We start from the raw sequence: 12,131 nt of genomic DNA on the forward strand, positions 1-12,131 counted from the left end.
TTATTCCTCCGGGGAAAACAGGGTAAACGTCAAACCAAAAGCAATGCCGAAGCCGATGACATTGACCAGAATATACTGGGCCAGATGGTCCAGATACAGCAGCGTTCCCGGCAGGACCGTGATGCCCATGCCCGTTCCGGCGAGGTGCATAAAGCTGGCCACTCCACCGGCGAACGCGCCGCCGACCAGTGCATAAAGAAACGGCTTCATAAAGCGCAGATTGATACCGAAGATCGCCGGTTCCGTAATGCCGAGAAAAGCGGGAACGGCGGAAGATATGTAAAGGGCGCGCTTCTTCGGATTCTTTGTCTTCAGCGCGACCGCAACGGCGGCACCGCCCTGCGCCACGATGGCGCCGGTGATGATGGCATTGAACGGGTCAGCGCCCGTCGTAGCGAGCAGCTGAACCTCCAGCGCATTGAACACATGATGGACGCCGAATACGACGATCACCTGCTGCAGTCCGCCGACGACGAAGCCGCCGATGCCCATCGGAAGCTGAAGGAACGCCTGCACGGCGCCGAAGATTCCCAGCTCGAGCGTGTGCATGATCGGTCCGACGACAAGCAGGCCGAGCAGCATGGAAATAAACAAGGTCATAAACGGAGTAACGATGAGATCGATGACATCCGGCACAAACGATTTGAGCCATTTCTGCAGCTTCGCGGCAAAAATGCCCAGAACGAGAGCCGGAAGAACGGAGCCCTGATACCCGACCACCGGCACCGTCAGGCCGAAGATATCCATCGGAATCGGCTGCGCTTCGCCGCCGGCAATGGCATAGGCATTGGGAAGCTGCGGCGCAACGAGCATGAGGCCGAGCACGATGCCGATGACCGGCGTCCCGCCGAAGCGTTTGGTCGTCGACCAGCAGACCAGCGCCGGCAGAAAAGCAAACGCCGTATCCGTGAGGATCTGGCTCATCCGCAGGACATTATCGCTGAACGACATGCCGAGGCTCTGCGCCGCGCCGCGCAGGCCCATAAACAAACCGGTCGCGACGAGGACTGGAATGATCGGCACAAAAACATCGCCGAGCGTCCGGGAAATCTTCTGCACCACCGACATCTGTGCATACGCTTCCTCTTTGTTGCTCATTCCGCCGAAATCCGTGCCTTTGACAAACTCTGCAAAGACCTTGTCGACGAACCCGGTTCCCAGAATGATCTGATACTGGGCCGCCGCAAAGAACTGTCCCTTGACGCCGTCGATGTTCTCAATCGCCTTTTCGTCGATTTTGGACTTATCGTTGATAATCAGGCGCAGACGCGTCGCACAATGCTCGGCATTGCGGACATTTCCCATGCCGCCGACGTACTTCTCGATCAGGCGGGCGACGCGCGCTTCTTTGGAGAGGCCGGCCAGTTCATCGTCCGCTTCCGCCGCCGGTTTTTCCTCATCCTTCTGAGCGGAAGACGTGATCTCCTGACCGCCAAGGGCGATGGTGATCGTGCCAAAATCCGCCGGATTCGTCACGAGCACCGGCGTCGTCGTATCGTAGCCGGCCGCCCGGATCGCGTCCGCATCAAATTCCAATAGCAGCTGGCCCTTTTTCACCCGGTCGCCCTGGGCAACCTTCGCTTCAAAGTGGTTCCCGTTCAGCTTCACCGTATCCAGCCCGACATGGATCAGGATATCCGCCCCTTCATCCGTGTGAATGCCGATGGCATGCTTTGTCGCAAAGAGGACGGTGATCTCGCCGTCCGTCGGCGAAACCACCTTGCCGTCCGGGTCCTTTACCGCGGCGCCAATCCCCATCGCACCGCCGGAAAAAGCCGGATCCGCCACCTCGCTCAGTTCGACCAGCCGGCCGTTGAGCGGACTGTCCAGACGAATATCTTTCATCATAATTCCCCCTTGTCCTTTACCCATAAAATGGTTATGATACCCTTTTTTCAATGTGAAATCGATTTCACATTTTCAGTCTAGCCACTTTTCCGCGATTTGTCAAGGAAAAACGTCAAAGCCGGCCAACATACAGCAAAGCGCCGCACCGGGAGCGGCTCCCGATGCGGCGCAGCGTTCCGTTCACTGAACGAGCAGATCGCGGAACTTCGTATATTCTTTCTGAAAGAAGAGCTGGATGCTGTCCACCGGACCATTGCGGTGCTTGGCGATGATGATCTCGGTGATGTTCTTGTTCTCCGTATCCTTATCGTAATAATCCTCGCGATAAAGGAACATGACGATATCGGCGTCCTGCTCCAGCGAGCCGGATTCGCGCAGGTCGGACAGCATCGGTTTTTTGACCTGGCGGCTCTCGACCGAGCGCGACAGCTGCGACAGAGCAATGACTGGCACATCGAGCTCCCGCGCGAGCGCCTTGAGCGAGCGGGAGATTTCGGAAATCTCCTGCTGGCGATTATCGCCGTTCCGGCTCGGACGCCCCTGCATGAGCTGCAGGTAGTCGATGATGATGAGGTCCAGTCCGTGCTCGGCCTTGAGACGGCGCGCCTTGGAGCGCAGCTCCATGACGGTGATGCCGGCGGTATCGTCGATGTAGATCGGCGCCCGGCTCAGCCGGTCCGCCGTCTCGACGAGCCGGTTCCATTCCTTGGCGTCCAGCTGTCCGGTGCGCAGGCGCGTGGCATCGATGCCGCCTTCCGCGCAGAGCATGCGCTGCATGAGCTGTTCCTTGCTCATTTCCAGCGAGAAAAAGGCTACCTTTCCGCCGTGCAGTCCGACATACGACGCAATGTTCAGCGTAAACGCGGTCTTTCCCATGGAAGGGCGGGCCGCCACCAGAATGAGATCCGATTTCTGCAGGCCGGAAGTCAGCTTGTCCAGATCCTTGAAGCCGCAGCTCAGGCCCGTAAGGCCGCCCCTTGATTCATAAAGCACATTGATCCGTTCAAAGGTGCGCATGACAATGCTCTTCATGGACTCAAAGGCGCCGCCGTTCTGACTGCCCGCCACGGAGAGTATCTTCTTCTCCGCCGCATCCATGATGTTTTCCACCGAGTCCGCATCCTCATAAGCGGCACCGGCGATCTCCGTCGCCGCGCTGATGAGCCGGCGAAGCTCGGCCTTTTCCTTGACGATCTTCGCATGATACGTCACGTTGGCCGCCGTCGGAACGGCATTGGCCAGCTGGGTGAGGAACGGCAGTCCCCCGATTTTCTCCAGCATACCGCTCTTGCGCAGCTGCTCGGTCAGCGTGACGAGGTCAACCGCCTCATCGTTGCCGGAAAGCTCGATCATGGCCTCATAGACCAGACGATGCGTTTCCCGGTAAAAGTCCTCCGGCTGCAGAATCTCCTGCACCTCGACGATGGCTTCCTTCTTGATCAGCATCGCTCCCAGAACAGCCTGTTCGGCCTCGATGTTCTGCGGAGGAACGCGTTCCGGTAATGGCATAGTAAAATCCTCTTTTCCTGACAAACAGATACTCCTGCCCTTATTCTTCGGCGAAGATCAGCGAAAAGGCCTCTTCCGCCGTTTCCACGGCATGAATATCCAGTCCCAGGTGTTCCTTTGGAATGTCTTTTTCATTTTCTTTCGGTATGACGAGCGTCCGGATCCCGGCCTGTCTGGCGCCATAGGCTTTCTCAAACACCCCGCCGACCGGGCGCACCCTTCCCTGCAGGGAAATCTCGCCGGTCACGGCGACGTCCTGCCGTATCCTGCGCCCCGTAACGGCGCTCGTGAGGACGGCAAGGATCGCGGTGCCGGCGCTCGGGCCGTCGATGTTGCCGCCGCCGATCACATTGATATGGACATCGTAATCATGAATATCCCTGCCGGTCAGGCGGCGCAGGACGGATGCCGCGTTGAACACGGAATCCTTGGCCATGGAGCCGGCCGTCTCGTTGAAGCGGACGGTTCCCTTTCCCTTTTCGTGCGCGGGAAAAGCCACGGCCTCGATCTCAATGACGGACCCCAAAAAACCGGCCACGCCAAGGCCGAAGATATGGCCCTGAAGCGCCTGATCCGATGCCTTTTTCGTGACAAACGGATAAAGCCGGCTGACCTGGGCGACTTCATAGATATCGGCTTTTTCAATCGAAATTTGCGGTCCCCTGCCGGCCGTCAGTTCCCCGATATCGACCTTGTCCGCCGCGCCGCTCTTTTCCAGCGCCAGACTGTACGCATCCGCCAAAATATTGATGGCTTTGCGGCCCTCGACGGTATATTCGCTGATGAGTTCCGCCACGCCGTCGCCGATGGCGACATGCAGCCGGGCAGCGGCATTCCGGACGATCTGCCGGATATGGTGCGGCGTCAGCGGCTCAAAGTAAATCTCGGCGCAGCGGGAGCGCAGGGCCGGATTGATATGCGACGCGTCGCGGGTCGTAGCTCCGATGAGGACAAAATCCGCCGGCGCCCCTTCCTCGAACAGCTTCCGGATATACGGCGGCGTCTTTTCATCCGTCGGGTCATAGTAAGCCGATTCAAAGTAGGCCCGCTTGTCTTCCAGAACCTTTAGCAGCTTGTTCTGAAGCATCTCGTCCATTTCGCCGATTTCATCGATGAATAAGATGCCGCCATGCGCATCGGTGACCAGCCCCGGTTTCGGCTCGGGGATCCCGCTGTCCGCCAGATTCTTCTGCGCGCCCTGATAGATCGGATCGTGAACCGATCCCAGCAATGGGTTGGTCATATCGCGCGGATCCCAGCGCAGCGTCGTGCCATCCGTCTCGACGAACGGCGCATCCGCGCGGAAGGGCGAAGACGCCTTCCCTCTGGCGGCCTCCAGCACCAGACGGGCGGCCGTCGTTTTGCCGACGCCCGGCGGCCCGTAGAGCAGAAGATGCTGCGGATACGGCGAACTCAGCTTGGCCATCAGCGATTTGACCGCGCGCTCCTGACCGACCACTTCCTCAAACGTCTTCGGGCGCAGCAGCTCCATAATGGACTGGGTCAGATGGATGGATTCCAGCTTTTCCAGCTTCTCGCGCTTTTTCTTATCCTGCGGGGACTCCGCGCCCGGCTTCTCCTCCTGAATCACCTGCTTGCGGATGTCCTCCACGTAATCCTGATGCTCTTTTTCGAGCTTTTCATTGACCTTTTTCTCGATGTTTTCCTCGACATTGTGCCGGGCCATGAGGTCTGCGACCCGTTCGGCCAGAAGCTCCATGACGGCGGGCAGTTCCGATTCCCGCGGCGCTGGCCCGAGAAGCGGATCTTCATCGAGGATCCGCTGCAGAGCCAGCACACGATCCCGGCGGTCCGGCGAGCGCATGAGCGTCAGCGCCTTCATCTTGCCCGCCCGTATGACCAGCTTTTCCGTCCCCATCATATCGACCAGCACCGCGTAGAGCGCATCGATTTCCCGGTCGATGGGCAGGCCACGACGGAGAGGAGCAGGCGATGCCTGCTCCTGCTTTCTATGAAATAAACCAAATACTCGTTGAATCCAATTCATGACAAACTGTTTTCCGCTATCCTTTCCGCTCATTCCGCCACAATGCGGACCTTGATCTTGCTGGTAACGGACGGATGAACCTTGATCACCGCTTCATAGACGCCTTCGCCCGTCACTTCACCCTGAATGGCGATTTTGCGCTTGTCGATGTCGATATGCTCTTTCTTCAGCGCCTCGGCCACATCCTTGCCCGTCACGGAGCCGAACAGCTTGCCGCCCTCGCCGATCCGAACCGGAATCGTGACCGATACCTTTTCCAGCTGGGCCGCCATCAGTTTGGCTTCATCGGCGGCCATGGCGTCCTTGCGAGCCTTGGAGCCGGCCTGCGCTTTAGCTACGTTCATGTTCTGCGCGGTCGCGGGTACCGCCGCCTTGCGCGGCAGAAGGAAATTGCGGCCGTAGCCTTCCGATACCTCGACAATATCGCCCTTTTTTCCCAGTTTTTTAACGTCCTGCTGCAAGATTACTTTCATCGCTATCATTCTCCTCTATATATTTTCTGCTGATTTCGATTGCCTTTGCCTTCAGCTCTCCCAGATCGCCCCGAAGCTGTGCGCCGGCTACATTCTGATGGCCGCCGCCGCCAAAGGCCTCCATGATGACCTGCACATTCAGCTCGCCGGTAGAGCGCGCGCTCAGGCCGACGGTTTCCGCATCCAGCTGGAAGAGGACAATGCTCATGCGCACATCCTCAATGCGCAGCAGGGAATCGGCGGCCTGCGCCGCGATCACCTGAATATTCGGGATCGTCTCCGGGATATCGGAGACGATCAGCCCGCCCTCGTAAAGCATAGAGCGCGCCTTGGCGCGGGCCAGCGCCACCGTCGTGTCATAATCCGAACGGAACAGATGGCGGACCATGACCGGGTCTGCGCCGCTGCGGCGCAGATACGCCGCCGCGTCAAACGTGCGCACACCGGTCTGCACCGCAAAATTCTTGGTGTCGACGACGATGCCCGAATAGAGCGCCGTGGCCTCCAGCCGCGACAGCATGAGATCGTCGCCGAAGTACATCAGAAGCTCCGTGACCAGCTCGCTCGTGGAGCTGGAAGCGGGCTCGATATATACGAGCAGCGGATTCTTGATGAAATGCTCGCTGCGGCGGTGATGATCGATGACGATCACCTGATGGATGCGGTCCAAAAGCGAAGCGTCGGCCACCAGATGCGGGATATGCGTATCCACAACGATGAGCACCGGATTCAGAGCCGTCATGGACGACAGATCTTCCGCCCGCACAAAGACGCTCTCGTATTCCTCCCTGCCCTTGAGCAGATCGGCGAATTTATCGATGCCCTCGTTCATCTCCGAAAGGACGATATGCACCGGCTTGCCGATCTGGCGGGCCATTTTCGCCACGCCCATCGCCGCGCCGAAGCAGTCAAAATCCTCATTGTGATGGCCCATGACAAAGACCTCGTCGGCCCCTTCCATGATCTCACGGATGGCATGGGCCACCACGCGGGCCTTGACGCGCGTGTGCTTCTCAACAGCCTTGGCCCTTCCGCCGAAGAACTGCGTTTTACCGCCCATATCGACGGCCACCTGATCGCCGCCGCGGCCCAAAGCCAGATCCAGTCCGGCCTGAGCCTGCGAACCAAGCTCCGCCATCGTCTGGTTCTCCGCCACAGCCACGCCCATGGAAAGCGTCACAGGAAGACGGTTCGAGCTCTGCAGCTGACGAACCTTATCGAGTACATCGAAGCGTTCGTTCATGGCCTGATCCAGCGCCGCCCGCGTGAGGACGACGACATACAGATCATCGGACACCCGGCGCATGAATCCGCCGAGATTCTTCATCCAGCGATCCAGCGTCTGATTGACTGCGAGCAGCAAAGACGTGCGCTCCGCCTCGGTCTGGCCCTGCATGACCTCATCGTAATTATCGATCTGGATATAAACGAGCACTGTGCGGCTCTGCTGATAGCGGTTCCTGAGCTCCTCATGCGACGTCACATCCTGAACATAAAAGGCCATGAGCTTCGGCTGATGCGGTGCGGTCTTCACCGGACGGTACCGGACCTGAAAGTAGCGGTTCTCGTGGGCAAAGATGTATTCGCCGTCCTGCCCCCAGATCGGATTAATGATGACGCCCGGCCAGATATCCTTGAGATCCGTTCCCTGCTCCGGCTTGGAGCCGGCATACTGCTCCATTCGGTCGTTGCACCACTGGATGCGCCCGTCGTCCGTGAGGATAATCACCGCCTGCGGCAGTTCCTCCGCCGCATAATTCATCATCTCGCCGATATTCTCCACGACATTGCGGCAATAGCGCTCAAAGCGCCGCGAACGATCCGCACAGCGTTCACGGGCAAAGGAAGCCAGCGCCAGCCAAACCACGCCGGCAATCGCGGCGATATATCCGTTATAATAGGAAAGCACCCCGATCAGCACCAGCATAATGACCAGATGGATGGTCAGATCCACCCAGGCCGAAAGATTGCGCGGCATCGCGCTTCACCTCACTTCTTATTCCGTTCGCCGAAACGGCGGCGATAATCAAAGATCATATCGATCAGCCCCGTCAGCGCGACAATCTGCGTCAGGATCCCGCTGAGCAGAATCATCGCATAGATCAGAACCCGCGCAGAGGTCGGCAGATGAAAATGGCGCATGACGCAGTGCGAGAGGGAAAGCCCCTGAATCAGGCCGGCAAACAGCGCCAGCATATTCGCGTTCATGGCCGCCTGATAAAGCTGCGGAATATCCCGCGTGCCTCCCCAGTAAAGGCCGACCAGCGCAAAGCCGAACAAATACAGAAACGCCGACGGCAGACGCCACGCCTCAAACGGCGGCAGCTGCGGCACATCATGGCCAAGGCGGCGCAGGATGCGCGTGCCAAGCAGATAGGCCACCAGCGTATCCAGCAGCCCCATCATCAGCACGACCAGCGGCATGAGCAGGGCCAGCATGGAAAGCCCGGCATCGATGTCCGCCCGGCTCTGCTGAAGCTGCCTGGCATCGATCCCCATCTCCTCATACATCCGGAACGCCGCATCGAAAGACTCCCGCACCGTATCCATCTCCATGCCGAGCGGATTGACCGCCGTCACGGCGAACAGCAGGGCAAAGACCAGAAGCTTTCCGCCCAGCGAAGCGGCCAGCGCCATCACAAACGTCCGGGCTCCTGCCCATCTCCGGCGAAAGCCCAGCCCGAGCACCAGCCCCGTCGGGGCAAAGGCAAGGACCAGACGCAGCGCGACCATCGGCTCAATGAGCAGCGCCATAATGACGCCCGACACCAGTACGGCCATCAGGCCCCAGCGCACGCCATGGCGCACGACCAGCACCAGCACCGGCAGCGGCCAGATCAGCGCGGCAGCCATGCCGAGCACCGGCAGATAAACCGCGGCCAATGCCAGCATGACTGTCAGCGCCGCCAACAGCCCGCTTTCCGTCATAGGGGTGATTCTATGTTGATTCATTTCGTCATCCTTTCCGCTTGTTTTCATCCACGCCGGTATGTTTCGAAAGACGAAAAAAGACAGCGCGCGGATCAAAAGACTATTTTTCATTATAGCAGAAAAGAATCCCCTTGTCTTGAAAGCAGGTACTAAGTCAACGGCACCGCAAGTCCCATATGCCCGCCGCGAAAAAAAACACCCCGGACGCCGATAAGCGCCCGGGGTGCCTGAAAAAGGGGATCAGTAAAAAAGAGAGATGAACCCGCTGCTGAAAACCGGGAACGCCGTAAGCAAGAACAGGCAAAGCAGCAGCAGGATATAAAAGGGGACCGCTTCCCGGATGAAGTCGCTCATGCGGCACTTGGTCACGCCGCAGGTCACGAACATCAGCGTCCCCATCGGCGGCGACAGCGCGCCGATCGCCAGATTGAAAATCACGACGATGGCAAACTGGTACGCATCGATGCCGAAATGCGCGGCAATCGGCGCCAAAAGCGGCACGAGGATAATCATGGCCGCGTTGCCCTCCAAGAACATCCCGACAACGAGCAGGAACAGGTTGACGATCAGCAGGAACAGGAACGGGCTCTGAAGGAAGGTAATCATCATCTGCGCCAATTCCTGCGGAATGCGCTCCTTGGTCAGGATCCAGGCAAAAGTGGAAGCCGCGCCGATGATAATCATGATCGAAGCCGACGTCGTGACCGTCTCATAAATACCGGTCAGAATATCGCGCAGCCGCATCTCGTGATAAACCGCACCGAGAAACAGCGAGTAGACGATGGCGACAGCGCCGGCCTCCGTCGGCGTGAAAAGACCGACGCGGATGCCGCCGATGATGAGGAACGGCAGGCAAAGCGGCAGGAACGCCGCTTTCAGCGCCGTACAAAACTCGCCGAACGTGGCCCGCTCCGTGCGCATCGGCTTGTAGCCGCGCTTATGCGAAATGACGGAAACCATCAGCATCATGAGCACACAGAGCATCACGCCCGGTCCGATGCCGCCGATAAACAGCTTGCCGATGGAAAGATTGGCCACCGAGCCGTAAATAATCATCGCGATGCCCGGCGGAATCAGCGGCGTAATAATGGCCGAAGTCGCCGTAACCACCGAAGCAAACGGCTTGGAAAAACCGCGCTCGACCATCGACGGCACCAACATCTTGGCTTCCATCGCCGCATCGGCCAGATTCGAGCCGGAAAGCCCGCCCATGAGCGTCGACAGCAGGATCGCCACCTGCGCCAGGCCGCCGGTGAACGTCCCGAGCAGCACAGAACAGAAATCCATGATGCGCTTGGTGACGCCGGTATAGTTCATAAACACGCCCGCGCAGACAAAGAACGGTATCGCCAGCAGCGGGATGCTCTCCGTACCGGAAATGACCCGCTGCGCGAAGATCTGCCCCGGCATGTGCGGCATCAGCAAAAAGTAGCAGACGCCGCCGGAAAGAACGGAGATGAATACGGGGATCTTCAGGAATAAAAAGACCAGCATGATGACCGCCGAGCAGGCGACCGGATCAATCATATCGAGCAGTTCCATCAGTCAAGGCCTCCTTCCTTGTACGCCCGCAGACGTTTGCGGATGGACTGGGTATAATTCCACATCATGAGCAGGCAGCCGACCGGCACGACGCTGTAAATCGCCACATAGGGGATATGAAGGATATTCGTATCCCTTCCCATCATGTCCATTTTGCCGAGCAGGACGATGCTGTACCACGCAAAGTACAGCAGGACCAGCATCGAGATCACATAGCCGCCGATCTCGATCATCCGCACCACCCGGAGCGGAAAGCGGTCGACCAGAAGCTCAATCGCCACATGACTGCCCGAGCGGAACGCGGCGCCCACGCCCAAAAAGGTAATCCATACAAAGCAGGCCAGCTGGACTTCTTCCTCCCAGGCAAAGGGATGCCCGAAAAAGTACCGCATGAAAACGCCGACGAACGTCACCCCCACGAGCACGGTCAGCGCGATGCCGGCCAGAATCACATCGAGCTGAGAAAAGACCTGATGCAGCCCCTGACCTTCTTGTTTCTTTTCTTCATCCATTGTTCCATTCACCATCTTTCCCGTAACCATTACGACGCCATGGCCGCTTTGACCGTATCATACAGGCCCTCCGACCAGTCCTTGAAATCCGGCAGCGAGTAGAATGCCTTCGCGCGCTCCCGGAACCCGTTCAATACTTCATCCGACGGATCGACGATCGTCACGCCTTCCTGCCGGAATTTCTCCAGAACTTCCTTTTCCGATTCCTTCTGCAGGGCATTGTTGAAAACGCCGGCCTCTTCGCCGCTCTCCTGCAGAATGGCCTGCTGCTCCGGCGTCAGGCTCTTCCAGAAGTCCTCGCTGCAGACCCACGTCGTGAAGTTCTTGACATGACCATCGAGAATCAGATATTTCGCCACTTCCTGAAATTTTCCATTGTAGAGCACCGGCAGCGGATTTTCTACGCCGTCGATCGTCCCCTGCTGCAGCGCCGTATAGGTGTCGCCAAGCGACATCGGCGTCGGAACCGCGCCGAGCACCTCAAAGCCCTTGACCTGAATCGTGTTGTTCGGAACGCGAATCTTCATGCCTTCCAGATCTTCCACCTTGTTGACCGGCTTTTTCGTCAGCAGATGACGGTCGCCGTATACCCAGTTGGACACAACGATATGAAGGCCCTTCTTTGCCAGCTTCTGCTCCTGCTCCTTGTACCAGTCGCTGTTTGTCAGGCGCCAGCACTCGTCCCAATCCTTAAACAGGAACGGACCGAACACGATGCCGAAATCCTTGACGCCGCGGTCCGAATAAAAGGCGCCGTCCGCCAGCGTCATGACCGGCTGGCCGGAAATCATCATATCGATGATATCGTTTTTGCTGCCCAGCTGGCTGGACGGATACAGCACGATTTCCATCGTGCCGCCGCTTTTTTCCGCCACGAGATCCTTCCAGCGGTTCAGCGCCTGATCCAGCGGCTCGCCCGGGTTATTCTCATAGCCGATATCGATCGTGATCTTATTCCGATCGGCATGGCGGCCGCCGCAGCCGCTCATGACCAGCAGCGCCGCCATAGCCGCCGCCAGCAGCATCCAAATCCATTTTTTCTTCATCATACCGCACCAGCCTTTCCGCCTGTCTGTTTCCCTTTCGCAGCATTTTCCCTCATCGGCTCTCCATCCTTCCCTCATACTTCTTTTCGTTCTTTATCATTCACATAAACTTTATTATTGCTTACACTTCTTTTAGATGCAAGAGCCGTGCCAAGTTATACTTTTCTGAAAAATTTTTCCTGCGGCAACGCCCCGCTTAGGCAAATCCCGCGAAAAAAAGCCGGAAAGGATGGAGCCTGACGCCATCCCTCCCGGCAGAAGT

The 12,131-nt window shown here is 58.2% G+C and carries 9 protein-coding genes; all 9 read right to left on the reverse strand.

Going from position 1 to position 12,131, the window contains the following annotated elements:
* Entirely contained in the window at positions 1 to 1,845 is a 1,845-nt protein-coding gene (locus FYJ78_RS04735) for a glucose PTS transporter subunit IIA (protein WP_154620371.1), read from the reverse strand.
* A 183-nt stretch (positions 1,846 to 2,028) separates the two neighbouring features.
* Positions 2,029 to 3,357 carry a replicative DNA helicase gene (dnaB, locus tag FYJ78_RS04740; RefSeq protein WP_154620265.1) on the reverse strand — a complete coding sequence of 443 codons (1,329 nt, stop codon included), beginning with the start codon at positions 3,355 to 3,357 and terminating at the stop codon, positions 2,029 to 2,031.
* 40 nt (positions 3,358 to 3,397) lie between these two features.
* Positions 3,398 to 5,365 carry a Lon family ATP-dependent protease gene (gene lonC / locus FYJ78_RS04745; protein ID WP_154620372.1) on the reverse strand — a complete coding sequence of 656 codons (1,968 nt, stop codon included), beginning with the start codon at positions 5,363 to 5,365 and terminating at the stop codon, positions 3,398 to 3,400.
* 29 nt (positions 5,366 to 5,394) lie between these two features.
* The gene (gene rplI / locus FYJ78_RS04750) at positions 5,395 to 5,838 is read right to left on the reverse strand and encodes a 50S ribosomal protein L9 (protein WP_154620266.1); all 444 of its coding nucleotides are present in this window, start codon (positions 5,836 to 5,838) and stop codon (positions 5,395 to 5,397) included.
* Positions 5,810 to 7,816 (reverse strand): DHH family phosphoesterase, encoded by a 2,007-nt coding sequence (locus FYJ78_RS04755; RefSeq protein ID WP_154620267.1) that lies wholly within the window; start codon positions 7,814 to 7,816, stop codon positions 5,810 to 5,812. The genes rplI and FYJ78_RS04755 overlap by 29 nt, the downstream gene beginning before the upstream one ends.
* Before the next feature lie 11 nt (positions 7,817 to 7,827).
* Positions 7,828 to 8,790 (reverse strand): YybS family protein, encoded by a 963-nt coding sequence (locus tag FYJ78_RS04760; RefSeq protein ID WP_154620268.1) that lies wholly within the window; start codon positions 8,788 to 8,790, stop codon positions 7,828 to 7,830.
* A 219-nt stretch (positions 8,791 to 9,009) separates the two neighbouring features.
* A complete protein-coding gene (locus FYJ78_RS04765) occupies positions 9,010 to 10,311 on the reverse strand; it encodes a TRAP transporter large permease (RefSeq protein WP_235899848.1) in 1,302 nt (433 codons plus the stop codon).
* The gene (locus FYJ78_RS04770) at positions 10,311 to 10,853 is read right to left on the reverse strand and encodes a TRAP transporter small permease (protein ID WP_235899850.1); all 543 of its coding nucleotides are present in this window, start codon (positions 10,851 to 10,853) and stop codon (positions 10,311 to 10,313) included. The genes FYJ78_RS04765 and FYJ78_RS04770 overlap by 1 nt, the downstream gene beginning before the upstream one ends.
* Entirely contained in the window at positions 10,853 to 11,872 is a 1,020-nt protein-coding gene (locus FYJ78_RS04775; protein WP_235899852.1) for a C4-dicarboxylate TRAP transporter substrate-binding protein, read from the reverse strand. Before FYJ78_RS04775 ends, FYJ78_RS04770 begins: the two co-directional genes overlap by 1 nt.
* Between the last annotated feature and the right edge of the window lie 259 nt (positions 11,873 to 12,131).

The organism is Wylensekiella montiformis (assembly GCF_009697385.1).
GTDB lineage: Bacteria > Bacillota > Negativicutes > Selenomonadales > Selenomonadaceae > Selenomonas_A > Selenomonas_A montiformis.

Coding starts and splice junctions, on each gene's coding strand:
- FYJ78_RS04735 (WP_154620371.1), bottom strand. CDS start 1,845: ATGAAAGATATTCGTCTGGACAGTCCGCTCAACGGCCGGCTGGTCGAA.
- dnaB (WP_154620265.1), bottom strand. CDS start 3,357: ATGCCATTACCGGAACGCGTTCCTCCGCAGAACATCGAGGCCGAACAG.
- lonC (WP_154620372.1), bottom strand. CDS start 5,365: ATGAATTGGATTCAACGAGTATTTGGTTTATTTCATAGAAAGCAGGAG.
- rplI (WP_154620266.1), bottom strand. CDS start 5,838: ATGAAAGTAATCTTGCAGCAGGACGTTAAAAAACTGGGAAAAAAGGGC.
- FYJ78_RS04755 (WP_154620267.1), bottom strand. CDS start 7,816: ATGCCGCGCAATCTTTCGGCCTGGGTGGATCTGACCATCCATCTGGTC.
- FYJ78_RS04760 (WP_154620268.1), bottom strand. CDS start 8,790: ATGAATCAACATAGAATCACCCCTATGACGGAAAGCGGGCTGTTGGCG.
- FYJ78_RS04765 (WP_235899848.1), bottom strand. CDS start 10,311: ATGGAACTGCTCGATATGATTGATCCGGTCGCCTGCTCGGCGGTCATC.
- FYJ78_RS04770 (WP_235899850.1), bottom strand. CDS start 10,853: ATGGTTACGGGAAAGATGGTGAATGGAACAATGGATGAAGAAAAGAAA.
- FYJ78_RS04775 (WP_235899852.1), bottom strand. CDS start 11,872: ATGATGAAGAAAAAATGGATTTGGATGCTGCTGGCGGCGGCTATGGCG.